A 24,089-nucleotide genomic window follows, 5' to 3' on the forward strand; every position below is an offset into this window, starting at 1 on the left:
AAGGAATGATAGGATGGGTTTCTCCGCTTCCCGCGCGGTCTGCGCACTGGTTTTTGTGGCCTCGACAATGATGACGCCTTCCGTGCTGGCACATGCACATCTTAAACAGCAGATCCTGGCAGCAGACAGCGTGGTGACCGCACCGCAGGCACTTACGCTGAATTTTTCGGAAGGCATCGAACCTGGTTTTAGCGGTGTGGTGGTAACGGATGCGCAAAACCAGGTCATCAAAACGGGAACCGCTACGCGCGACGAAAAGAACAAAGCTCAGCTTACCGTGCCGCTGGAACAAACGCTGGCATCAGGGACTTACCAGGTGGACTGGCATGTGGTCTCCGTGGACGGCCATAAAACCAAAGGCAGCTATCACTTTAGCGTGAAATAGCATGCTGGCGTTGTGTTATATCGGGCTACGCTTTATCCATTTCGGGGCGCTGATGCTGGTGTTTGGCAATGCGCTTTACAGCGTCTGGTTTGCGCCTTCGTCTCTCCACCGTCTGCTGTCCCGGCGTTTTCAGTCGCAGCAGAAAGTGGCGGCATTAGTGAGCCTGGCGGCTGCGGTCCTGATGTTTGTGCTGCAGGGTGGATTGATGGGCAACGGCTGGGGAGATGTGTTTGCGCCACAGGTATGGTTCAGCGTGATGGGAACCCGGTTTGGCGGCGTCTGGCTGTGGCAAATAATCCTCGCTGCGCTGACGGTCGGTGCGGCATGGCTTGCGCCGCTGAAAGGTTCACGGCTGCTGCTGCTCGCAATGGGACAGCTTATCCTGCTGGCTGGGGTAGGTCACGCGGCGATGAACGACGGTCCGACGGGGGCGCTGCAGCGTCTTAATTATGCTTTTCACCTGATATGTGCCGCCACCTGGCTTGGCGGATTACTGCCCCTGCTGTTCTGCATGCGTCTGGCGAAAGGGCGCTGGCAGAATGCCGCCATCTTTACCATGATGCGCTTCTCGCGCGTGGGGCATTACGCCGTTGCGGGCGTCCTGCTCTCCGGGGTGATAAATGCGCTCATGATACTGGGCCTCGATATTCCCTGGCAGGCTGGCTACGTGCGGTTTTTGTTGTTCAAATGTGCGCTGGTGGCGTTGATGGTGGTAATTGCGCTGGCAAATCGGTATTTTCTGGTGCCACGGTTTCGTCCGGAGACCGGGCGAGCACAACAGATTTTTATCAGGATGACACAGGCAGAAGTGGTGCTGGGAGCGCTGGTGCTGGCAACGGTCAGTCTGTTTGCCACCTGGGAACCCTTCTGACAAGGTTAAATATCATATGAAAAAGACAGTACTTTCTCTTTTATTGCTGGCCTGTACGGGGAGCGCGTTTGCCGCACCGCAGGTCATCACCGTGAGCCGTTTCGAAGTGGGTAAGGACAAATGGGCGTTCAATCGCGAAGAGGTGATGCTGACCTGCCGTCCGGGCCATGCGCTGTATGCCATCAATCCGAGCACGCTGGTGCAATACCCGCTGAATGATACCGCAGAGCAGCAGGTAGCCAGCGGCAAGAGCAGCGGTCAGCCGATTAGCATTATTCAAATCGATGACCCGTCGCATCCGGGACAAAAAATGAGTCTGGCGCCGTTTATCGAGCGCGCCGACAAACTCTGCTAACGTTCGGGTTTCCAATAAAAAACCGCAGATGCTTGCGAAAGCACTGCGGTTTTTCACTTTTAATGATGCTCTGGCGCTTTTTTTCCGGCCGCTTTAGCTGTGGACTGGAAAACCTGGCGTCGTCATCTATTCTTAAAAGGCAAGGCGACTTAGCCTGCATTAATGCCAACTTTTAGCGCACGGCTCTCTCCCAAGAGCCATTTCCCTGGACCGAATACAGGAATCGTATTCGGTCTCTTTTTATCTATTTGTTTCTCAAGGGTTTTTTCGGTCTCAACACAAAATCCCCCGAAAATTACTCGAACATTCCATATCCTGTCTAAACCATAACATACTCAGGACCGCGTGCGTCCAGGGTTTTTTGGGATCTTTGTTAAAATTTTGTGTCCGAGAGATCGCTAAGCAAAAGTCTTCCGGCCAGCAAAAGGGCAGCCCATAAGTTAAATAATGAACGCGCTGAATTTATCTTTGTGGCGGACAATGTACTCCGGGAAGTTTTCAACCGTCAGCTCTTGCCTGGTTAACGTCCTGTCGCGTCCCCAGATATCTTCCGCATTTTTAATGACCTTCATGATGTGTTCCGGGTTGTTAAACTCAGGAAGATCATATTCAGTATGGGATATGGTCGACATTTTTTCTGAGATGCGCTCGGGTGTCATTACCCATGAGAAGTGCCAGCCACCATTGTCAATAATGCTGTTGTTAATCTTGAACCAGTTCCACTTTAGCCAGGACCAGTTTTTAACGCTTCGGGTGCGTTTAAGATTCCTGAATGATTCAGGTTCGCCGCCAAAGAAACTAACGAGGTTTTTATATTGTGTGGCTCTCGGCAATTTACATTTTCTTGGCGTGTTGTCAGTATTAAAAACCTGCAGGTTGAACTGATAATTATAGAAATTCTGATAAATAGTGGTGCAGAGCTTTTTGGGATTTATCGATGCTACCACCTGTGGTGAAAATATCTCATCGACATCGGAAACTAAAATCAAATCATCATCGCTGGCCTGCGTCAAACCCTGCATGATGGCATTCCTCTGCGCGGCTTCATTTGCCCACGCATCCACCTCCATTCCCACTGGCAGACCCGGAATCACCTCCCGAGCCTGGTGTGATTCTTCAGCGGCTTTCGTAATCGGCTCTTTATCATGAACAACGTATATAATTTTATCTTTAAACTGGCTGTATTTATTAATGTCAAAATGCAGCGGCCTCTTTTTACCGGTAAAGGTATGCGTTGACTCAACGATAACGAAGCGGTCGACAACGTCCGCGAGCGTGTTTAGCCTGATTTCGAGAAGCATATCTTCATCGTAATATAAGAAGCAGTCATAGATCATTACCGAAGTCCCTCATTTTTGCGCCCACATTGCGCTCTTCCCAACGCATTCGCCGGTTTCATTTCGCGCAATGCTAACTGAGCGCCCTCGCCCTGTGCAATAGTGCACTGCTTTATCATGCTTTTTAAAACGGAATGCATCCGATATGCAGTGAGCGAAGACGCCAGCCAGGCTTAAAAGTGGGACTTAACGGATGCCTCTATTTCATCGAGCAGCTCAAAGCGACGGCGGTATTCGGCGCGTTTTTTACTGGCAATTTCTTCAAGGGATTTACGCTCCATCTGCAGCGGCAGCTGCCAGCAAAAAGCTGAGAGCTTTTTACCGTCCAGAGATGCCCAAAATTCATCGTAGCTGGCGTGGAAATGGCGGCCTTTGCTCAGGCGATATCGCAACGCGCGGAAAACGTGCCCTTCATCGCTGACGGCAAAAATCGCCCGGACAGATGACTGCGCAGCCAGCTGAAAAAGAACTTCCATCAACACACGTTTAGGGAACAGGCCGTGGCAGGCGCGGGTGGCCTGTTTAATGACGTCTCGCGATACGCAGCGACGGGGCCCCTGAAGCCCGCCAATGACCATCACTTGCTGACCATTGCTGCGCGCGACGCTAAAGGTCAGGCTGGCCAGCAGCGTATCCTCGTTGTCGTGTAGCCACAGCGTGCTTTCTCCTTCGCGCTCGGCTTTTCCCGCAGAGGAAGCATTGACCGTATAGGTTACACCGTCTTTAGCATGGAACTGCACAACGGTTTGCTCCTGCGGGCTCGTCAGGGCCTGAGCGAGACCGCTCTCTTTCAGGCTATCAATCCAGTAGTAATGGTTGACGATAGCGTCGGCGCGATCGTTAGCCGTCAGGCCGCGCATCAGATACTGTCGGTGGGTCTTGCTGGGCAACGTAATTTGAGAGGCCAGCAGCCTGTCGAAATCGTCGCGACCCGAAAGGGCTTCCAGCATGCGATGGGTGGAAGACCAGAACAGAAGCGAGCGTAAAAGGAACTTCAGACGATATTCGCGTTTGCGCCAGATCGGACCCGGCACGCGTTTGCCGTTCACCAGCTCGGAAATAATATTTGTGCGATGCGGATAAAAAACATCGTTATGCAGGTGCGTATTAGACACGTGAAGACCCCTCTTTTTTTATACCCTTATTCTAAAGAGCCAATAAAAAGGGATTAATAGCGCGAGGATCTTTATTTCTGTTTGGTTTACCGTTTGTTTGACTTCGTGATGACCGCGCATGTCTGTTGCCTTTTCTGCGGCGGCTATACTGTTTAAAGGAGGTCCTATGTATCAGCGAATTGAAGGTGGGATGTGGCGTCACGTCTGGGTTGTCAGCGATATACACGGTTGTTACCAGTGGCTTATGGATGAGCTTAAACGCCGTCATTTTAACCCATATGAGGATTTACTTATTTCAGTCGGGGATGTGATTGACCGTGGCCCTGATAGCGTTAAATGTCTGCAGTTAATCCATGAAAAATGGTTTCGTGCCGTGCGGGGAAACCATGAGCAAATGGCTCTCGACAGTCTGGATAATAACGATTTTTCTCTCTGGACAATGAATGGTGGAATATGGTTTTCGGATCTTGAACGTGACCAGCAGCAGCTTGCCCTGTCGTTGCTCGACGCCTGTCGCGATTTACCGCATATCATCGAGATAACCTGTGCGAACGGTCTGAATGTGATTGCCCATGCTGATTATCCGGCCGCGGAATACCGGTGGCAAAAACCGGTTAGCGCTCAGCGCGTCTTATGGAACCGCGACAGGCTGATGGGATTTATGGTGGGTAAAGGAGAGGGCATCAGCGGCGCGGATCATTTCTGGTTTGGGCATACGCCCCTCGACAGAAGATACGATTTTAATAATCTTCACTACATTGATACGGGGGCTGTTTTCGACGGTTACTTCACGCTGGCGCAGCTGCAGTAATAAATAACCCGCCTTCGGGCGGGTTCTCTTTAGGTCAGGCAAGACGCATGACCCAGGCATCGGTTTTACTATCGTAATGCTCACGGTAAAGGACAGAATGTTCGCCATCAAGTATTGCCGGGACGCTGGTGTCTGCATCCCATGCATCGAGCTGCATGCACAAATCCGGGTCGGATTTGCAGGGAATACTTAACGTTCGATCGCCTTGTGCTTCGCCGCGCAGCTCTGCGTCGTCGATCTCAAAAGCGCCAATACGCACGCTGGTTTTCGTCATAGTGCTCTCCGGGTCGGTTGTCAAAATCTGGTATGACCAGTGCGATCACCCATTTTTGATCGTAGACAAGGAGAGCAAAATCGCCAGTAAAAAAATGCGCTTTTTTTCAGGCTGTGCGATCGTTACCGGTAAACAGACGGCCATCCCGAACCAGCTCGCGCGGATAGCTGTTTTTCAGCCTTGAGCCGACTTTTTTTGCCAGCCCCAGCGGATATCCCTGATACGTCACTATCACTTCATCGCCTGATGGCGTGCTGTCCGGATAGACATCGCGACCACGGTACCACTCTTCGGCTTCCTGATGCGTCAGGGCAAAGGTATTCTCGCGACCGGCAAGGGCGATAACGGCCTCATGCTGCCAGCGATAGCCTTTGTTATGCACTTCTGCCAGGCGGATCCCGATTCGCGAAAAACGGACCTTTCCGATGAGCGGCTCGATCTGTGCGGGGAACAGCCATATCTCTTTATCACGCATCCAGGGGTGCAGACTCTCATCCCAGACCAGCCCAACCTTTTTGGCGGCGGCTTCAAGCTGTGCTGCATCGCGACCTTTAAGGGGAGCAAACGGGAAGTTGCCGACCTTAAATTTAGGCGTGGGCAGGGGCTCAACGGCCTGCGTTTTACGCAGACGCGCCACAAAGAACCCTTCGCAGTCGTAAATCTGCGGGAACACGTGGAGGAAACCCTCCGGCGTGACCGCCTCCTGTGCCGAGGCAAACAGGTCGTTAAGCGGCAGGAACTCGACGGCATCCGGGTAGTTCGCTTTCAGCCACAGACAGACGTCTTCGTTTTCATCGCGGTTTAAGGTGCACGTTGAATAGACCAGCGTGCCGCCGGGGCGCAACGCGTGAAATGCGCTCTCGATCAGCTCTCGCTGCGTGGCGGCGATCTCCAGGTTGCTTTCCACGGACCAGTTTTTTAACGCATCGGGATCTTTACGCACCACCCCTTCGCCGGAGCAGGGGGCGTCCAGCAGAATGGCATCGAAGGCTTCCGGTAAGGCGGCGCCAAACACGCGTCCGTCGAAGTGCGTCAGGGCAACATTATGAATACCGCAGCGGCTGATGTTGGCATGCAGCACCTTCACGCGGCTGGCGGAAAACTCGTTGGCGAGGATCGCCCCGTGGTTACCCATCCGCGCGGCAATTTGCGTGGTTTTTGAGCCGGGCGCAGCGGCAACATCCATCACGCGCTCAGGCGCATTTCCATCGGCGAACAGGGCGGCCACCGGCAGCATCGAGCTGGCTTCCTGAATATAGAACAGGCCGCTCAGATGTTCAGCGGTACTGCCCAGCGGCAGCGAGGCTTCGTCATCGCGTTCGATCCAGAACCCCTCGGCGCACCACGGTACCGGCGTAAGCTGCCAGCCGTACGGCGAGACCAGCGCCAGAAAATCATCGACGCTGATTTTCAGCGTGTTGACGCGAATACTTCGGCGTAACGGACGCTGGCAGGTGGCGATAAAATCATCTAACGACAGGTGAGAAGGAAGCGCCTCGCGCATCTGCGCCAGGAATTGTTCAGGAAGAAATACGGAGTTTTGAGCCACGGGCACACCACAGGGAAAAGTTCAGGCGCGCAGTGTAACATAAAGGCTCCGGTGCGTTGACACCGGAGCCTTTCAGATTAACGCGGCAGGGCGGTTCCCCATTCACGCCATTCTTTCGGTTCGCTTTCGAGCAGCAGGAAGTGTTTACCCGGCTGCGCTTTCGGCGCCAGCGGCGTGCCCGGCGGCGTGGCAAACGCGATACCGCCGCGAATGAACTGGTTGAAGGTGCCGGTTTTCACCACGCCTCCCGTCAGGCCAAAGTCCAGCGAATAGCCGGATGCCAGCCAGAATACCGAGTTATTACGGACCAGGTGCTGGTAACGCTCGCTGATGCGTAACGCCACCATCACGCGGTCGGAAAGCGTACCGAGCGTCAGGCCCGTAACCGTACCCACTTCAATGCCGCGGAACAGTACCGGGGTGCCGATGCTCAGCGAGCCCGCTTCCGGCACTTCCACCACGATGCTCAGGCCGCCAAGGTAGCGCGAGTCGGTGATCGTGGCTTCCTGCAGCTCGAAATCACGACGGGCATTGCCCTGGCCCGGCTCAACGTTGATGTACGGCTGCAAAATGGTGTCGAGATGCTCAACGCCCGCGGCCGAGATCTGCGGGGTCACCACCGAGAAGCGCGAACCCGTCCGGGCGAAGGTCTGCACGTATTCCGGGTACAGCACGGCGGTGGCCTGCACTTCGTTGCGCGAGGTAATCAGCGTCAGCTTCTGGATCTGCCCGATATCAATGCCCAGATAGCGGATTGGCATACCTTCCGCCAGCTTGCCGGCATCAAACGCGTGCAGGGTAATCTGTCCACCCACGGCGCGTGCGGCGGTTTCGGACGGGAAGAGAATACGCTTATCGCCTTTGCGCAGATTCGCACCCGCGCCGCTGAGGTTATCGAAGCTAATCGCCCCGCGCAGCGCGCGTGAGAGCGGGGAGGCCTGCACGGTCAGGCCGTTACCGTTAAGCTGAACTTTCGCGCCGCCTTCGGCCCAGAAGACGCTGTTTGGCGTCAGCAGCTTGCGGTACTCCGGCTTGATATGCAGTTCGATATCGAACGCGTCCGCACGCGGGCGAACGGCGATCACTTCCCCGACTTCAAACTTGCGATACAGCACCACGGATCCCGCCTGTACGTCCGGCAGCGTCTCGGCGCTTAGCGTCAGCGTGGTGGTAGGAAGATCGCTCAGGCTGTTTTCAATCGCTTTCTCCAGGTTGGCATACAGCGGATAGCTGTCCCGCACGGGGCCTTTATCGCCGGGCAGAATGCGGATACCGCCGTTAACCCATTCGCTGGCGCTGGCACCGAGGAACTCCACGCCGTCCAGACCCACCTTCACGTCGACGCGACTGTTCACCACGAATTTGCTGTCACCGTGCACCAGGTCGCTGTACTGCGGATCGATGGCGACAGAGAACGTCACGCTATCCGCGGAGAGCTTACGCTCCAGCACCTGGCCGACCTGCACGCCGTGTAAAATTAACGGCTGTCCGGCTTCGATACCGTAACTTTCTGGCGCATTCAGGGTGACGGTCACTACGCCCGGCTTTTGCAGCAGGGATTTATCCGCCGGGGCAATCACGAAGCTATTGCTGGGCTCGCCTTCGCCGGGGATGAGCTCAAACGTATTTCCGGTCAACAGCGTGCTGAGGCTGGCATCGTTCAGAGAGAGCTTTGGACTGCGCATTTCGATACGCGTTTTCTCGCGCAGGAGATCGACCACGCTCGGGTCGACAGTCATTTCGCCGGTGACCGAGCCGCCCGGGTTGAGCGTCATTTTGGTGAGCTGACCAACCTGCAACCCCTGATACATCAGCGGCGTCGAACCCGCTTTTAGCCCCTTAGCATCGGGCAGGGCGAGTTTGACGAGCACGCCGCGCTGGCTGTGCGCCAGGTCAGCGTACAATCCAAATGAATCATCAGCGGTGGCAGGGCTGGAGTTTTCCGGGGAGTCAAAGGCAATGGCACCATTCACCAGTGCGGCCAGACTCTCCAGCTTCACTTTCGCACCGCTCAGGCTGACGTCCGCATCCACGCCGGAGACGTTCCAGAAGCGGCTGCCTTTTTTCACCAGATTGGTGAAGCGACGCTCGATCAGCACGTCGATGGTGACGCCCTGTTTATTCGGGTTGATCGCGTAATCGTACACGCGGCCAACCGGGATTTTGCGGAAATAGACCAGCGAACCGCTGTTCAGAGAACCGAGATCCGGCGCCTGCAGGTGGATCATTAAATCGCCGTTATTGAGGCGGTACTTGGGCTGTGTATCCAGGGCAACAAAGTGATCCTGCGGCTCTCCTTTACCCGGCATCATGCCAATATAGTTACCGCCCACGAGCGCATCCAGCCCTGACACGCCGGCCAGAGAGGCTTTCGGCGTCACCAGCCAGAACTGCGTTTCGCTGCGCAGGGCATCCTGCATGTCAGATTTAATACTGACCCGCACCTGAATCTTGTTCAGCCCTTTTCCAAGGGAGATGTCCTGAACCGTACCCACTTCAACCCCCTGGAAGCGAACGGGCGTTCGCCCGGCGACGATGCCGTCGGCGGTCTGGAAATCAATGGTGACGGTACTCCCGCGATCTTCATAGCTCGTCCAGATAAGCCAGCCTGCAATCATCAGGGCGATGACGGGCAGCAACCAGAATGGCGAAATGCGGCGTTTTGTTTTAATTCTCGCTTCAGTCGGCGAAGCGGGGGTTTCCTGACTCATGTGCATCCCAAAGTAAGCGGCTATCCAGCCATTCCACAGCAAGAATAGTCAATATCACCGCAGAGCCGAAATAAAAAGCCGCGGGTCCCATTGTAAAAGCAAGTAGCTGGTCGCGATTGATGAGCGACATCATCAGCGAAATCACGAACAGATCTAACATTGACCAGCGGCCAATCCAGGTGACGAACCGCAGCAGCAGAATGCGGGTCCGTAAGCCTTGTTCACATTTAAAGTGAATGCTGATGAGCAGGGTAAACATCACCACCACTTTGGTAAAGGGAACCAGGATACTGGCAATAAAGACGATCGCCGCCACCCCGACGTTGCTGTGCGCAAGGGAGATAATCCCGGAGAGGATAGTATCCTCCTGACGCCCGCCATTCACGTAAATGATGGAAATCGGCAGCATATTGGCTGGGATCAGAAACACCAGGGAGGCGATCAGCGCGGCCCAGCATTTTTGCAGGCTGTTGTTGCGCCGCAGTCTCAACGGAATGTGGCACCGCGGGCAGCGCCCACGCGCGTCTGGCAAGCCGGTATAGTGACATCCCAGACAGACGCGCAGATTTTCATCAGGTCGCGTGGCGGGGCGCTGAGGGTAAAATCGTTCCCAGAGCTGTTCAACGTTCAGGTGGATAAGCGTCAGTATGCTCAGCAATACCAGGCTGATGAAAGCAAAGAGTCCGATGCCGGGCTGCAAAAAGGCGTAGTCCTGTACCTTTATTGACGCAACGCCCACGCCCACCAGATAAATATCCAGCATCACCCACTCTTTGAGCTTATCGAGCATCAGCAGCACCGGGCGAAGGTTCATGCCGAGAATATTGCCAAACCAAAGATAGGCAATGGCGGCGACCAGCACCAGCGGCGCGCCAACGGTGCAGAACAGCACCATGGCAGCGGTGATGGGATCCCCCTGACGGGTCATCTGCCAGATACCCTGCAGCACGTTGGCGTCAATACGTACCCCAAGCAGGTAGAGTTTAAGCAGCGGTTCGCTCCAGGCGAAGGGCATCAGCAGCAGCATGGTGACGGCCATGGCGGCGAGACGGGTTAGCGACCAGTCGCGGCCATCGCGAATTTTTGCGTCGCAGCGCGGACAAAAGGCACTTTGGTGCGATTTCATCTTCGGCAACATAAAAAGCGTATCGCACTGGGGGCAACGCTGATAATGTGCACGTGGCAAAGCTTCGCTTACCGTATGGACAGTTATCTTTCTTGTCGGCGTAATTTTGGTTGTTTTTAAGGCCATCAGCTGCGCACAAATAAGTATTGTTGAAAGTTATAATAACTCATGAACGGATTCATCTTGAGCATGAGCGCATTTAATGCTTATTTTAATAGGCTATGCGGTAAATTTGTAAGACAACTAAGTGATTGAATAATGAACAAAACAGAATTCTACGCGGATCTGAACCGCGATTTTAAGGCATTGATGGCGGGTGAGACCAGCTTCTTAGCCACTCTGGCAAATACTAGCGCATTGCTGTTTGAACGTCTCTCTGACGTGAACTGGGCCGGCTTTTACCTCCTGGAAGGTGAAACTCTGGTGCTCGGCCCGTTCCAGGGCAAACTGGCCTGCGTGCGTATTCCGGTAGGGCGTGGCGTATGCGGCACGGCGGTGGCTGAGAATCAGGTCCAGCGTGTGGAAGACGTTCATGCGTTTGACGGGCACATTGCCTGCGATGCTGCCAGTAATTCTGAAATCGTTCTGCCGCTGGTGGTGAAAAATCAGATTATTGGCGTTCTGGATATCGACAGCACGGTCTTCAGTCGCTTTACAACCGAGGACGAACAGGGGCTACGCGAGCTGGTGGCGAATCTGGAAAACGTACTCGCTGCAACCGATTATCAAAAATTCTTTGCGAGCGTCGCAGGATAATCAACGGATAACGTAGCATTTACTGATAGCGTCATTATAATGACGCCTGTTCATGCCTGCGCTTGTTGGCAACGTCCGTTGTAATCAGGAAATTTCATGGAAAATCAACCTAAGTTGAATAGCAGTAAAGAAGTTATCGCATTTCTGGCCGAGCGTTTCCCGCAGTGCTTCAGCGCGGAAGGTGAAGCTCGTCCCCTGAAAGTCGGTATTTTTCAGGATCTGGTGGCGCGTGTTGAAGGGGAAATGAACCTCAGCAAAACTCAGCTGCGTTCCGCCTTACGTCTTTATACTTCGAGCTGGCGTTACCTGTACGGTATCAAAGCTGGCGCGACCCGCGTGGATCTCGACGGCAACCCGTGTGGTGAGCTGGACGAGCAGCACGTTGAGCACGCGCGCAAGCAGCTTGAAGAAGCCAAAGCACGCGTTCAGGCACAACGTGCAGAACAGCAGGCGAAAAAACGCGAAGCCGCAGCGGCAAACGGCCAGGAAGAAGCGCCTCGTCGTGAGCGTAAACCACGCCCTGCGCCGCGTCGTCACGATAATAACGATCGCAAACCGCGTGCAGACAAACCAGCAGCAAAAGCCCCGCGTGCCCCTCGTGAAGAGCCGCGCCATACGCCGGTTTCTGACATTAACGCTCTGAGCGTAGGTCAGGCGCTGAAGGTAAAAGCGGGTAACAATGCTATGGACGCCACCGTACTGGAAATCACCAAAGATGGCGTTCGTGTACAGCTGACTTCTGGTATGTCAATGATTGTACGCGCAGAACACTTGTTGTTCTGAAACGGAGGCCAAGCCTGGCATGAACACTTTTTTTAAGCTCACCGCGCTGGCGGGCCTGTTTGCCATAACAGGTCACGCTTTTGCAGTGGACGATATCACGCGTGTTGATCAAATTCCGGTACTCAAGGAAGAGACGCAGCACGCGACGGTGAGCGAGCGCGTGACCTCACGTTTTACCCGCTCGCACTATCGTCAGTTCGATCTCGATCAGGCCTTTTCGGCCAAAATCTTTGACCGCTATCTGAACTTGCTGGATTACAGCCATAACGTTTTGCTCGCCAGCGATGTCGAGCAGTTCGCTAAGCGCAAATCCGAGGTGGGTGACGAGTTGCGTTCAGGCAAGCTGGATCTGTTCTACGATCTCTACAACCTGTCGCAAAAGCGCCGCTTTGAACGCTATCAGTACGCGCTGAAAGTGCTGGAACGTCCGATGGACTTCACCGGCACTGACACCTTTAATCTGGATCGCAGTAAAGCACCCTGGCCGAAAGATGAGGCCGAGTTGAATGCGCTGTGGGACGGTAAAGTTAAATACGACGAACTGAGTCTTAAGCTGACCGGCAAAGACGAAAAAGAGATCCGTCACACGCTGACGCGTCGTTACAAATTCGCCATTCGTCGTCTGGCCCAGACCAACAGTGAGGATGTCTTCTCGCTGGCCATGACCGCCTTTGCTCACGAAATCGATCCGCACACCAACTATCTCTCTCCGCGCAACACCGAACAGTTCAATACCGAGATGAGCCTGTCTCTGGAAGGTATCGGCGCGGTGCTGCAGATGGACGATGATTACACGGTGATCAATTCGATGGTCGCGGGTGGCCCGGCATCTAAAAGCAAAGCGATTAGCGTAGGCGATCGCATTGTGGGTGTAGGACAAACCGGCCAGAACATGGTCGACGTGATCGGCTGGCGTCTCGATGACGTGGTTGCGCTGATCAAAGGTCCGAAAGGCAGCAAGGTTCGTCTGGAAATTCTGCCTGCCGGTAAAGGCACCAAAACCCGTATCGTTACCCTGACCCGCGAGCGTATCCGTCTGGAAGACCGCGCGGTGAAAATGTCGGTGAAAACCGTGGGTAAAGAGAAGGTGGGTGTTCTGGATATTCCTGGCTTCTACGTGGGGCTGACTGACGATGTGAAGGTTCAGCTGCAGAAGCTTGAAAAGCAGAACGTCAGCAGCATTATCATCGACCTGCGCAGTAACGGCGGCGGGGCGCTGACGGAAGCGGTTTCACTTTCCGGTCTGTTCATTCCATCAGGTCCTGTGGTTCAGGTGCGCGATAACAACGGTAAAGTGCGTGAAGATGCCGACAACGACGGTGTGGTCTACTACAAAGGCCCGCTGGTGGTCCTGGTTGACCGCTTCAGTGCTTCAGCGTCTGAAATCTTTGCCGCTGCAATGCAGGACTATGGCCGCGCGCTGATTGTCGGTGAGCCAACCTTCGGGAAAGGCACCGTTCAGCAGTATCGCTCTCTGAATCGTATTTACGATCAGATGCTGCGTCCGGAATGGCCTGCGCTGGGCTCGGTTCAGTACACCATTCAGAAATTCTACCGCGTGAACGGCGGCAGTACGCAGCGTAAGGGCGTAACGCCGGACATCATGATGCCGACAGGCACGGAAGAGACGGAAACCGGCGAGAAGTTTGAAGATAACGCCTTGCCGTGGGACAGCATCAATGCCGCGACCTACGTGAAAGCGGGTGATATGACGCAATTTGGCCCAGAACTGCTGAAAGCGCATAACGACCGCATCGCGAAAGATCCGGAGTTCCAGTACATCATGAAGGACATTGCACGATTCAATGCCCTGAAAGATAAGCGGAATATCGTTTCTCTGAACTACGCACAGCGTGAGAAAGAGAACAACGAAGACGATGCAACCCGCCTGGCGCGTATCAACGATCGCTTCAAGCGCGAAGGCAAGCCTCTGCTCAAGAAACTGGACGATCTGCCAAAAGATTACCAGGAGCCGGATCCGTATCTGGACGAGACGGTGCATATTGCTCTCGACCTTGCGAATCAGGAAAAAGAGAAACCAGCCGTACAGCCCGCTCCGGCAAAATAACCTCCCAACAGGCACAAGAAATTGTGCCTGTTTCTTTTTGTTCTGCATCCTTCCGTCAGCCAGATTTCCAATTGTGTAAAGTTGTGTCTTTCTGGTGACTTACGCCCGCCGGATGCTTGAAAATAGACGCAATACCCATACGATGTGGGTAATCGCATAGTGCGTTTTGTTAAACTGAGGTAAAAAGAAAATTATGATGCGAATCGCGCTCTTCCTGCTCACCAACCTGGCGGTCATGGTGGTTTTCGGGCTCGTGCTAAGCCTGACAGGAATTCAGTCGAGCAGCGTTCAGGGTCTGTTGATTATGGCGCTGCTGTTTGGTTTTGGTGGCTCGTTCATCTCCCTGCTGATGTCGAAGTGGATGGCACTGAAATCGGTGGGTGGTGAGGTTATTGAACAGCCGCGTAACGATATGGAACAGTGGCTGATGAATACGGTGGCTCAGCAATCCCGTCAGGCCGGGATCGCCATGCCGCAGGTGGCGATTTACCATGCCCCGGACATCAACGCTTTCGCCACGGGCGCCCGTCGCGATGCGTCACTGGTTGCCGTCAGCACCGGATTGCTGCAGAACATGAGCCGTGACGAAGCCGAAGCGGTTATTGCCCACGAAATCAGCCATATCGCCAACGGTGACATGGTGACCATGACCCTGATTCAGGGCGTGGTGAACACCTTCGTGATCTTCATCTCCCGTATTCTGGCGCAGATCGCGGCAGGCTTTATGGGCGGAAACCGTGACGAAGGTGAAGAGAGCAACGGCAACCCGCTGATCTACTTCGCCGTTTCGATGGTTCTGGAACTGGTATTCGGTATTCTGGCCAGCATCATCACCATGTGGTTCTCCCGCCACCGTGAATTCCACGCGGATGCCGGCTCGGCGAAGCTGGTTGGTCGTGAGAAGATGATTGCCGCGCTGCAGCGTCTGAAAACCAGCTATGAGCCGCAGGAAGCGAACAGCATGATGGCCTTCTGCATTAACGGTAAATCCAAATCGCTGAGCGAGCTGTTTATGTCTCACCCGCCGCTGGATAAACGTATCGAAGCGCTGCGCAGTGGGGAATACCTGAAGTAACGCTAAGAACCCTAATAAGCCGGGCAGGAGAACTCTCCGCCCGGCTTTTTTTATGCCTGAACCCTGGGCTGGGTCACACGCAGGCCGCTGACGACCGCCGCGAGCGAGGCAAGGGCACCCGCGGTGAGAAGCGCAACATGGTTGCCGTTTTGCCCGGCGAGGTTAAACATCAGGGCGACCAGCGCCGCGCCGCTGCTTTGCCCCAGAAGGCGCGCGGTTCCCAGCATGCCGCTGGCACCACCGCTCCGATGGCGCGGCGCGGAGGTGATGATGGTGTGATTATTAGGGGACTGGAACAGGCCAAACCCTGCGCCGCACAGGATCATGCGCCAGATGATGTCCAGATCGGTTGGCGAGGACGGTAGCAGCGCCAGCGCGAAAAGGCCTGTCGCCATCACCGCAAGCCCCGATGCTCCCAGGAAACCGGCATGGACGCGTTCAATTAAGTAACCTGCCAGCGGCGCCATCACCATGGTCGCCAGCGGCCAGGGGGTTAACAGCAGGCCGGTCTCCACTTCTGAACGGCCGACCACGCTCTGCAGAAAGAAGGGCAGAGAAACCAGAGCCAGCATTTGGGCGCAGAACGAGCAGACAGACGTGCAAATGGAGAGGGAAAAGAGGGGAATACGCAGCAGATCGACCGGCAGTAAAGGCACAGGGAGAGTGAGCTGGCGGCGAACAAAGAAGAAGCCGATCGCCAGCAGGGCGATGAGCTCCGCGGCGGTAAGCATCAGAGACTGTCCCTGCGCAAAGCCGCTCAGCGCCGTAATCAGCAGGCCAAAGGTCAGGGCATTCATCACCGCACTCGCCACATCGAATCGCGGCATGGTGCTTTTAGGGCCGTTAGCGGGAAGAAAGCGCAGGGCAAAGAATATAGCGACAATGCCCAGCGGCACGTTAATAGCAAACAGCCATTGCCATGACGCAACGGAAAGGATCGCCGCCGCAATAGTTGGCCCGGCGGCGGAAGAGACGGCGACAATAAACGAGTTTATCCCCATGCCGCGCCCCAGATGACGCTGCGGATAAATTAAGCGGATCAACGCCGTGTTTACGCTCATGAGCGCCGCGCCGCCAAAACCCTGCGCGATGCGGGCAAGCGTCAGGGTATGCAGTGAATCTGAAAGGGCGCATAGCAAGGACGTGAAGGTGAAAACCACCAGACCGCACTGATACACCCGACGGTAACCGAACATATCGCCCAGGAAAGAGAACGAGAGCAGGGAAACCACAATCGCAATCTGATAGGCGTTAACGATCCATATCGAACTGGCGGGAGAGGCATGCAGGTCGCTGGCGATGGTTGGCAGGGCAACGTTCGCAATTGCGCCGTCAAGGACGGCCATTGAGATACCGATAATGATGGTCGCTATAGCGCCATACCGCTGGGGTAAAGGCAGGCCATCGGAAAGGGTCTTTTCCATTAGGATTAAAAAAGCTCAGCGTGAAATTATTCTCAGGGTAACTATTTTAGCATTGTTACAGCTGCGATATGTCGCAGATTTGTAACGAAGTAAACGTGGATTGATTGCAGGTGACATGACGGGAACTTATAATAAAAACCGGTTCTGATTTTTATAAAACACTCTCTATGAGGTGGTAAATGGCTATTGCGGATTTGGATAAACAGCCAGATTCTGTTTCTTCCGTGCTGAAGGTGTTTGGCATCTTACAGGCGCTGGGGGAAGAGCGTGAAATAGGTATTACAGAGTTGTCGCAGCGCGTGATGATGTCTAAAAGCACCGTATATCGCTTTTTGCAAACCATGAAGTCGCTGGGCTACGTTGCCCAGGAAGGCGAATCTGAAAAATACTCTCTGACGCTGAAGCTGTTTGAGCTGGGTGCCCGTGCGCTACAAAATGTTGACCTGATCCGCAGCGCCGATATTCAGATGCGTGAAATCTCTCGCCTGACCAAAGAGACCATTCATCTCGGCGCACTGGATGAAGACAGCATTGTTTACATCCATAAAATCGACTCCATGTACAATCTGCGCATGTACTCGCGCATTGGTCGTCGCAACCCGCTCTACAGCACCGCGATTGGTAAGGTTCTGCTGGCGTGGCGCGATCGTGAAGAAGTGAAGCAGATCCTCGAAGGCGTGGAATACAAGCAAAGTACTTCACGAACCATTACCAGTACGGACGCGCTGTTAACGGTGCTCGATCGCGTACGCGAGCAGGGGTATGGCGAAGATAACGAAGAGCAGGAAGAAGGGCTGCGCTGCATCGGCGTTCCGGTGTTTGACCGCTTTGGCGTAGTAATCGCGGGCTTAAGTATCTCCTTCCCAACCTTACGCTTCTCCGAAGAGCGCCTGCATGAGTATGTGGCTATTCTGCACACTGCCGCACGTAAGATTTCTGAACAAATGGGTTATCACGACTACCCGTTTTAATCTCTGCTCGCATAAAAAAACGCCGCATCTGTTGCGGCGTTTTTTATATCAGTCATGTCACCGGCTGATTAGCCATTATCAATCACGACGGATGTCTTTCGCAGGACCGGACAGTTGGTCAAGCCAACGATCCCGCTGTCAGTATGCAAATATTGCGCAGTGCTCACGCCCTGTGCTGTTAAATATTTACATTGAATCCCTAACCCGGCTGCGTTTTCGGTGCTTCCCACAAGCACGCCATAACCCGTAAGCAGAAGGCCAATCCAGACGATGGCCAGTGCAATAATTGTTCGAATGATTAAGCGCATCATTAACCTCTTTTGTCGTTGTTATCATAAAGCTAGCCTAAACGGTTTACACGATGAAACAAGTGCAGGATTCTGAAAAAAGTGCGATGGCGGTACAGTTAGTCCTTGTTTAAGATAAGCGTGATAACCTCGTTACATCAGGTTTTTAGACGGAGTGTGGAGTGAAAAAAATACGCTGGGTAATTCTGATTATCGTGCTGATAGCGTGCGTGGTGTTATGGACGCAGACGATCAATGTGATGTGCGATCAGGATGTACAGTTTTTTAGCGGCGTTTGCGCAATCAATAAGTTTATTCCGTGGTAATACGCATTTTTTCTCAAGGTGATTTCCTTCCTTCGCGCCAGTGGTAAAATAGATGTTTTTATTGAGGTGGTGAAATGGGTGAGTTACTGAATTCAGGGCTGCTGAATATGGCATCCCTGATGATTTCTTTGGTTGTTCTGCTTGTGGGCCTGGTCATCTGGTTTTTCGTGAACCGCGCCAGTTCCCGTACTAACGAGCAGATTGAACTGCTGGAAGCGCTGCTCGATCAGCAAAAACGTCAGAATGCGCTGCTACGCCGTCTGTGTGAGGCTAACGAACCGGAAGAGAAAGACGCGCCGAAAGACGCGGTTGCTGAAGATAACAAAGACGAAGACGACTTTATCCGCCTGGTGGCTGAGCGTTAATCTTTTTATGCTGGGAGGTGGCTGTGGTCTGGAAAAATCCCTGGTATGACCCCTCCCTGAAACATCACACCCCGAACGGTTTTCGTAATACCGATCCTGTCGGACATCAACCCGGCGATGTTGACCGCTGGCGTAAAGCGCGTAAAGAGGCCGGTTTACCGAAGCCACCCGCGCTGGGCTATGAAGACTTTATCCAACAGTGGTGGCAACCGGTTGAGCTTACGCAACCTCATGAAGATGGGGTATGGTGGCTGGGACACGCGAGCGTAATGCTGCAGCTGGACGGCAATATCATCCTTACCGATCCGGTTTTTTCACGGCGCGCTTCTCCACTCCCTTTCCTGGGACCACAGCGCAAAACGCCTCCCGCGCTGTCAGTCAGTCAACTCAATCAGCTTGATGCGGTCGTCATCTCCCATAATCATTACGATCATCTTGATGATGCGACCATTCGCCGTATTCTCAAACGCTTCCCCGAGGTCAGTTTTTTTGTTCCGCTGGGCCTGGCCGACTGGTTTCGCCGCCGGGGGGCAAAACGCGTGGTTGAGCTCGACTGGTGGCAGAGCTTTACCTGGCAGGGGATGACGCTGACCGCCGTACCGGCACAGCACTGGAGTATGCGCACGCCATGGAACCGCAATCGCTCATTATGGTGCGGCTGGGTTATGGAAGGTCGACATCATCGTTTCTGGTTCAGCGGAGATACGGGGTATTCGCCTGAACTGCTGTTGATACCTGAACGCGTTGGCCATATCGATGCTGCCGCGTTACCAATAGGTGCCTATGCCCCACGATGGTTCATGGCTGTCCATCATATGGATCCGCAATCTGCGGTGGCATTGTGGCAGCAGCTGGGTTGTCCTCTGGCGTTTCCCATTCACTGGGGCGTGTTTGAACTGGCAGATGAAGCCCTCGATGAACCTGTGCGGGAGTTAACTGACGCGCTAGATAATTTAGCACCGGTTAATCATTCTTTCAGGATACTGAAAGTTGGTGAATATTTATCCTTATAAACGAAGCGATAAGGTAGTGCATATATTCTGTATGTAAACGCGTGCAGGAATGTTTTATTTTTATCGAAACGTTTTGCTTGCCTTCTTTTGATGCAGAGTCATAAAAATTTCATTATTTTGGTGCATAACACTGTTTATTAGCTGGTGCATTTTAATACAGTTCGGCGCGGGTTATTAACGGTGTTTTTTCTCTGAAACAATTTGGTCGCGTTACAATGATTTAAGCATAAGTTTTCACAAAATGTTCTAACTCAATCAGGACGTAAGATTTCTTTTCCCGGTTGCTGGACGCTTCGTAATGATTGAGCTATGTTAAAAAAGTCTTAGATTACAGCGCTTGTGAAAGCAACGCTGGGTCTTTGTTACGCAGCTGAGCTGTCTGTGAGTGATGCGCATAATTGTGCAAAACCTGACAGGCACTGTTCGAATTTGTGCGGCGGATCGAGACATGTTTAAAAATGGCTTGCCATATTAAACATAGTGTGTGATAACACGTTTTGGGTCAAACGAGGTACAGTTCTGTTTATGTGTGGCATTTTCAGTAAAGAAGTCCTGAGTAAACACGTTGTCGTTGAATACCGCTTCTCTGCCGAACCTTATATTAGTGCCTCATGCAGTAATGTCTCAGTTTTATCTCAGTTAATGCCTGCGGGCTAAGAAAACACTCTAAGGAATTTTGCAAAATGGCAAAGATTAAAGGTCAAGTTAAGTGGTTCAACGAGTCTAAAGGTTTTGGTTTCATTACTCCTGCTGACGGCAGCAAAGACGTGTTCGTACACTTCTCTGCAATCCAGGGTAACGGCTTCAAAACTCTGGCTGAAGGCCAGAACGTTGAGTTCGAAATTCAGGATGGCCAGAAAGGCCCAGCTGCAGTTAACGTAACTGCTATCTGATCGAACCGCTGCTGACTGAAGCGCTTAGCACTTCAATCTCAGACATAAAGCCTCGCATAATGCGGGGCTTTTTTATGTCCCTTATCTTTCAAAATATTACCATTCGCGGTCTTGTTAGTAACTTGTTGCAAAGCTGCGAGGTTAGTAGCACTGTTTTGCCACCTTAAACCCATCTTTTCCCGTTAAATCAGGGCGTTGTTTAACAGTCCTGGGGTTCAGGTGAAGAAGAAATTGATAACGACCGCTGGCAATTTCACGCCAGCGCGTTTTGTGCTGCTCTGTTTAGCTATTTTTTGTAGTCTGGCTTTTTTGCTGGGCCGCGTTGCCTGGCTGCAAATCATCAAGCCTGACAATCTGGTGAAGCAGGAAGATATGCGCTCCCTTCGCCAGCTGGCGATTGATGCGCCGCGCGGCATGATAATGGATCGCGAAGGTCGCCCTCTGGCGGTGAGCGTGCCCGTCCGGGCCGTCTGGGCCGATCCTAAAACGGTGCTGGCAAAAGGAGGCGTTGGCATTGACGAACGCTGGCAGGCGTTGGCAAATGCGCTGCATCTCTCCCTGGGCACACTTTCGGCGCGAATCAACGCCAACCCGCAGGGGCGTTTTATTTATCTTGCCCGTCAGGTCGATCCCGCACAGGCAAAGTGGATCGATAAGCTGAATCTGCCCGGCATCAATTTACGCGATGAATCCCGCCGTTTTTATCCTGCCGGCCATGTGGCAGCGAACCTGATTGGCTTCACCAATATTGACGGGCAGGGCATTGAAGGCGTGGAAAAAAGCTTCAATGCGCAGCTGACCGGCAAGGCCGGAGTGCGGCAGGTAAGGGAAGACCGCTACGGCCGAGTGGTTGAAAACCTGACGGAAGTGGCGCCCGCGCCGGCGCATAACATCCAGTTAAGTATCGACGAGCGGCTGCAAACCATCACCGAAGATGCGCTCAATAATGCCGTGGCCTGGAACAAGGCCGAGTCTGGCGCATCGGTGCTAATTAATATCCCAACCGGGGAAATACTCGCCATGGCGAGCTATCCGGATTTCAACCCCAATAATCGGGAAGGCGCGACGATCAACGATTTCCGTAATCGCGCCATCAGCGATACGTTCGAACCCGGTTCGACGGTCAAGCCGCTGGTGCTGATGACGGCTCTGCAGCAGGGCCTGGTCCAGCCGGACAGCGTGATTGACACTCACCCGTATACCCTTGCCGGGCATCGTATCCGCGACGTGGGATATTATCCTGAACTGACGATGACCGGGATCCTGCAAAAATCGAGCGACACCGGAGTTTCCCGACTGTCCCTTGCAATGCCTGTCCAGCATCTAATTGATACTTATAGAAACTTTGGGTTTGGCACGAATACGGGGCTTGGCTTAACGGGTGAGAGCTCGGGGCTGTTGCCAAATCGTAAATACTGGAGCCAGCTCGATCGTGCGACCTTTGCCTTCGGCTACGGGCTGATGGTGACGCCGCTCCAGCTGGCGCACGTCTACGCCACGATCGGTGGCTTCGGGCTCGAGCGACCTCTCTCGATTACGCGTATCGATCCACCCGTTATCGGGCACCGCGTCATGCCGGAAGAGATCGCGCACGAGGTGGAGCACATGATGGAGAGCGTTGCGCTGCCCGGCGGCGGGGGCGTTAAGGCTGCCGTTCGTGATTACCGGGTGGCGGTGAAAACCGGTACGGCGAAGAAAATTGACGACAGCGGGAAGTACGTCGATAAATACGTCGCCTATACGGCCGGCGTTGCGCCCGCCAGCGATCCGCGTTTTGCCCTGGTGGTGGTCATTAACGATCCGCAAAATGGTGCCTACTACGGCGGTGCCGTTTCCGCGCCTGTATTCAGCGAGATTATGGGTAACGTGCTGCGTCTGGAGAATGTGAAACCTGACGGGTTACCGGCGGGCTCCGATCACCTTATCGTAATGCGTTAACCGGGCGTTTATAACCAGGGCGAATAGCGGTACACTTCGCCCTTTGATTATGCTCCGGAGTCACCATGTCCTTCAGCTGTCCCCTTTGCCACGCCCCCCTGACGCATTCAGATAAAAGTTATACCTGTCCGCAGGGGCATCAGTTTGATATGGCAAAAGAAGGCTACGTGAATCTTCTGCCGGTGCAGCATAAGCGCTCCCGCGATCCAGGCGACAGTGCAGAGATGATGCAGGCGCGCCGCGCGTTTCTGGATGCCGGGCACTATCTGCCGCTGCGGGAGACCGTCGCGCAGATGCTGAATGACATCCTGCCGGGTTCAGCCACCGCCATGCTCGATATCGGCTGCGGGGAAGGGTACTACACCGCACGCTTTGCCGGGATCGCCCTTGAGAAGGGCGCGTTGACATTCGGTCTGGACGTGTCGAAAGTGGCCATTCGCGCGGCGGCAAAGCGTTACGCGGACGTGACGTTCTGCGTGGCATCCAGCCACCGGCTGCCGTTTGACGATGCCAGCATGGACGCTGTTATCCGCATTTACGCGCCCTGCAAGGCGGAAGAGCTGGCTCGCGTGGTGAAGCCGGGCGGATGGGTGGTCACCGTAACGCCGGGCCCGCGTCATCTGATGGAGCTGAAAGGGCTGATCTACGACGAAGTGCGTCTCCATGCCCCTCATTCTGAACAGCTGGCCGGTTTTAGCCTGAAGCAGGAGCAAAGCGTGGCGTATGAAATGACGCTGAAAGGGGAAGAGGCCACCGCGTTGCTGCAGATGACGCCGTTCGCGTGGCGGGCAAAACCGGAAGTGTGGGAAGCGTTAGCTGTACAATCAATATTTAACTGCCAGACGGATTTCAGTATCCACGTCTGGCAGCGCGAAGATTAACCGGCGAAGTGTGCCCAGAGGATCTGGGCTCCAATGCCAATCAGCACAATTCCTCCCAGGATCTCGGCGCGTTTACCCAGCAGCGGGCCGATAAACCGTCCTACCATCATGCCCAGCGTGGACATGATCAGCGTTGCGCAGCCGATGGCCAGCGCGGTGGCAATAATATTGACCTGCAGGAATGCCAGACCGACGCCGACGGCCATCGCATCAAGGCTGGTGGCAATCGCCGTGGTGACCAGCAGCCAGAACCCGTGGCGGTGCTGCGGTTCCTCGTCTTCATCATCACCGCCGCGAAAACCTTCAATCACCATTCGGCCGCCGAGAAACACCAGCAGTACGAAGGCAATCCAGTGGTTCCACTCCAGCACGAACTGGCTGGCGAGCATGCCAAGTCCCCAACCGATAAGCGGCGTAAGCGTTTCGATAGCACCAAAAATGAGGCCGGTACGCAGGGCTTCTGAGAACTTAGGTTTGTGGAGCGTGGCGCCTTTTCCGATGGAAGCAGCAAATGCGTCCATGGACATGCCAAAAGCGAGAAGGATCGTAGCGGAGATATTCATAACAGCGTCCAGACCGGGGATATCCATATGACACATCACTGCCCCCAGTAAACAGCAGTTGATGTATCTATGGTCTCGCCTGATCGCGCCGCACATAAGATGTGCTGTCAGCGATCCGTACGCGCCACGTTTTTCAACGAGTATGTTGACACGTACATTTCCTGCGAACAGGAAATCGGCTACTCCCCAACGACGGGCGCAACCTTAACATA

At 54.0% G+C, this 24,089-nt stretch carries 24 protein-coding genes, 1 pseudogene and 1 riboswitch; of the genes and pseudogenes, 16 read left to right on the forward strand and 9 right to left on the reverse strand.

Annotated elements, in window-relative coordinates:
• Nucleotides 1-13: 13 nt before the first annotated feature.
• From yobA to BJ885_RS12640, 3 genes are read left to right on the forward strand one after another with little or no spacing between them, the layout of a single operon-like run.
• Nucleotides 14-385: a CopC domain-containing protein YobA gene (yobA, locus tag BJ885_RS12630; protein ID WP_121932062.1), complete on the forward strand. Its 372-nt coding sequence runs from the start codon at nt 14-16 to the stop codon at nt 383-385.
• A gap of 1 nt (nt 386) precedes the next feature.
• Nucleotides 387-1,256, forward strand: coding sequence for a copper homeostasis membrane protein CopD (gene copD, locus BJ885_RS12635; RefSeq protein ID WP_121932063.1), 870 nt, complete (start codon nt 387-389; stop codon nt 1,254-1,256).
• A 16-nt stretch (nt 1,257-1,272) separates the two neighbouring features.
• Nucleotides 1,273-1,611, forward strand: coding sequence for a YebY family protein (locus tag BJ885_RS12640; protein ID WP_045404471.1), 339 nt, complete (start codon nt 1,273-1,275; stop codon nt 1,609-1,611).
• 440 nt (nt 1,612-2,051) lie between these two features.
• On the opposite strand, the gene BJ885_RS12645 is transcribed toward BJ885_RS12640, so the two are convergent.
• Both BJ885_RS12645 and BJ885_RS12650 read right to left on the reverse strand, forming a co-directional pair.
• A complete protein-coding gene (locus tag BJ885_RS12645; RefSeq protein ID WP_059346924.1) occupies nt 2,052-2,948 on the reverse strand; it encodes a benzoate transporter in 897 nt (298 codons plus the stop codon).
• Between the two features lie 173 nt (nt 2,949-3,121).
• Nucleotides 3,122-4,063, reverse strand: a complete 942-nt coding sequence (locus BJ885_RS12650; RefSeq protein ID WP_047647455.1) for a VirK/YbjX family protein — start codon at nt 4,061-4,063, stop codon at nt 3,122-3,124.
• A gap of 166 nt (nt 4,064-4,229) precedes the next feature.
• Between BJ885_RS12650 and pphA the strand changes: the two genes are divergently transcribed.
• The gene (pphA, locus tag BJ885_RS12655; RefSeq protein ID WP_121932064.1) at nt 4,230-4,874 is read left to right on the forward strand and encodes a protein-serine/threonine phosphatase; all 645 of its coding nucleotides are present in this window, start codon (nt 4,230-4,232) and stop codon (nt 4,872-4,874) included.
• Nucleotides 4,875-4,908: 34 nt separating this feature from the next.
• Here the strand turns inward: pphA and BJ885_RS12660 are convergent, their stop codons facing one another.
• The 4 genes from BJ885_RS12660 to yebS all read right to left on the reverse strand — a co-directional run bounded on the left by BJ885_RS12660 (nt 4,909) and on the right by yebS (nt 10,660).
• A complete protein-coding gene (locus tag BJ885_RS12660) occupies nt 4,909-5,148 on the reverse strand; it encodes a YebV family protein (RefSeq protein WP_008500472.1) in 240 nt (79 codons plus the stop codon).
• Nucleotides 5,149-5,254: 106 nt separating this feature from the next.
• Nucleotides 5,255-6,697: a 16S rRNA (cytosine(1407)-C(5))-methyltransferase RsmF gene (rsmF, locus tag BJ885_RS12665; protein ID WP_121932065.1), complete on the reverse strand. Its 1,443-nt coding sequence runs from the start codon at nt 6,695-6,697 to the stop codon at nt 5,255-5,257.
• A 77-nt stretch (nt 6,698-6,774) separates the two neighbouring features.
• Complete coding sequence (locus tag BJ885_RS12670; RefSeq protein ID WP_121932066.1) at nt 6,775-9,408, reverse strand: PqiB family protein; 2,634 nt, start codon at nt 9,406-9,408, stop codon at nt 6,775-6,777.
• Entirely contained in the window at nt 9,377-10,660 is a 1,284-nt protein-coding gene (gene yebS / locus BJ885_RS12675) for a membrane integrity lipid transport subunit YebS (protein ID WP_023312213.1), read from the reverse strand. The genes BJ885_RS12670 and yebS overlap by 32 nt, the downstream gene beginning before the upstream one ends.
• Before the next feature lie 132 nt (nt 10,661-10,792).
• Between yebS and BJ885_RS12680 the strand changes: the two genes are divergently transcribed.
• The 4 genes from BJ885_RS12680 to htpX all read left to right on the forward strand — a co-directional run bounded on the left by BJ885_RS12680 (nt 10,793) and on the right by htpX (nt 15,216).
• Nucleotides 10,793-11,290 carry a GAF domain-containing protein gene (locus BJ885_RS12680; RefSeq protein ID WP_008500476.1) on the forward strand — a complete coding sequence of 166 codons (498 nt, stop codon included), beginning with the start codon at nt 10,793-10,795 and terminating at the stop codon, nt 11,288-11,290.
• Between the two features lie 96 nt (nt 11,291-11,386).
• On the forward strand, nt 11,387-12,073 hold the full coding sequence (proQ, locus tag BJ885_RS12685) for an RNA chaperone ProQ (RefSeq protein ID WP_023336085.1): 687 nt from the start codon (nt 11,387-11,389) through the stop codon (nt 12,071-12,073).
• A 19-nt stretch (nt 12,074-12,092) separates the two neighbouring features.
• A complete protein-coding gene (gene prc / locus BJ885_RS12690; RefSeq protein ID WP_121932067.1) occupies nt 12,093-14,141 on the forward strand; it encodes a carboxy terminal-processing peptidase in 2,049 nt (682 codons plus the stop codon).
• A gap of 193 nt (nt 14,142-14,334) precedes the next feature.
• A complete protein-coding gene (htpX, locus tag BJ885_RS12695; protein ID WP_014884290.1) occupies nt 14,335-15,216 on the forward strand; it encodes a protease HtpX in 882 nt (293 codons plus the stop codon).
• A 50-nt stretch (nt 15,217-15,266) separates the two neighbouring features.
• Here the strand turns inward: htpX and BJ885_RS12700 are convergent, their stop codons facing one another.
• Nucleotides 15,267-16,640, reverse strand: coding sequence for an MFS transporter (locus tag BJ885_RS12700; protein ID WP_121932068.1), 1,374 nt, complete (start codon nt 16,638-16,640; stop codon nt 15,267-15,269).
• Nucleotides 16,641-16,819: 179 nt separating this feature from the next.
• Between BJ885_RS12700 and kdgR the strand changes: the two genes are divergently transcribed.
• The gene (gene kdgR / locus BJ885_RS12705; protein WP_023312208.1) at nt 16,820-17,611 is read left to right on the forward strand and encodes a DNA-binding transcriptional regulator KdgR; all 792 of its coding nucleotides are present in this window, start codon (nt 16,820-16,822) and stop codon (nt 17,609-17,611) included.
• A 68-nt stretch (nt 17,612-17,679) separates the two neighbouring features.
• On the opposite strand, the gene BJ885_RS12710 is transcribed toward kdgR, so the two are convergent.
• Nucleotides 17,680-17,919 carry a YobH family protein gene (locus tag BJ885_RS12710; protein WP_029741993.1) on the reverse strand — a complete coding sequence of 80 codons (240 nt, stop codon included), beginning with the start codon at nt 17,917-17,919 and terminating at the stop codon, nt 17,680-17,682.
• Between the two features lie 161 nt (nt 17,920-18,080).
• Here BJ885_RS12710 and mgrB point away from each other — a divergent pair, with 161 nt between their 5' ends.
• The 7 genes and pseudogenes from mgrB to rlmA all read left to right on the forward strand — a co-directional run bounded on the left by mgrB (nt 18,081) and on the right by rlmA (nt 23,314).
• Nucleotides 18,081-18,224 (forward strand): PhoP/PhoQ regulator MgrB, encoded by a 144-nt coding sequence (gene mgrB / locus BJ885_RS12715; RefSeq protein WP_006175995.1) that lies wholly within the window; start codon nt 18,081-18,083, stop codon nt 18,222-18,224.
• A gap of 74 nt (nt 18,225-18,298) precedes the next feature.
• A complete protein-coding gene (locus BJ885_RS12720; protein WP_008500484.1) occupies nt 18,299-18,589 on the forward strand; it encodes a YebO family protein in 291 nt (96 codons plus the stop codon).
• Between the two features lie 23 nt (nt 18,590-18,612).
• On the forward strand, nt 18,613-19,602 hold the full coding sequence (locus BJ885_RS12725; protein ID WP_121932069.1) for an MBL fold metallo-hydrolase: 990 nt from the start codon (nt 18,613-18,615) through the stop codon (nt 19,600-19,602).
• Nucleotides 19,603-20,127: 525 nt separating this feature from the next.
• Nucleotides 20,128-20,272 (forward strand): annotated as a pseudogene (locus tag BJ885_RS12730) (DUF2627 domain-containing protein).
• A 13-nt stretch (nt 20,273-20,285) separates the two neighbouring features.
• On the forward strand, nt 20,286-20,495 hold the full coding sequence (cspE, locus tag BJ885_RS12735; RefSeq protein WP_001062678.1) for a transcription antiterminator/RNA stability regulator CspE: 210 nt from the start codon (nt 20,286-20,288) through the stop codon (nt 20,493-20,495).
• A gap of 219 nt (nt 20,496-20,714) precedes the next feature.
• Nucleotides 20,715-22,433 (forward strand): peptidoglycan glycosyltransferase FtsI, encoded by a 1,719-nt coding sequence (gene ftsI / locus BJ885_RS12740; protein ID WP_121932070.1) that lies wholly within the window; start codon nt 20,715-20,717, stop codon nt 22,431-22,433.
• Between the two features lie 65 nt (nt 22,434-22,498).
• Entirely contained in the window at nt 22,499-23,314 is an 816-nt protein-coding gene (gene rlmA / locus BJ885_RS12745; RefSeq protein ID WP_121932071.1) for a 23S rRNA (guanine(745)-N(1))-methyltransferase, read from the forward strand.
• On the opposite strand, the gene mntP is transcribed toward rlmA, so the two are convergent.
• Nucleotides 23,311-23,877, reverse strand: coding sequence for a manganese efflux pump MntP (gene mntP, locus BJ885_RS12750; protein WP_029741998.1), 567 nt, complete (start codon nt 23,875-23,877; stop codon nt 23,311-23,313). The two genes, rlmA and mntP, sit on opposite strands and share 4 nt — an antisense overlap.
• 10 nt (nt 23,878-23,887) lie before the next feature.
• A riboswitch (yybP-ykoY riboswitch) is annotated at nt 23,888-24,077 on the reverse strand.
• Between the last annotated feature and the right edge of the window lie 12 nt (nt 24,078-24,089).

This window comes from Enterobacter sp. WP_7_1, assembly GCF_003688535.1.
Taxonomy (GTDB): domain Bacteria; phylum Pseudomonadota; class Gammaproteobacteria; order Enterobacterales; family Enterobacteriaceae; genus Enterobacter; species Enterobacter asburiae.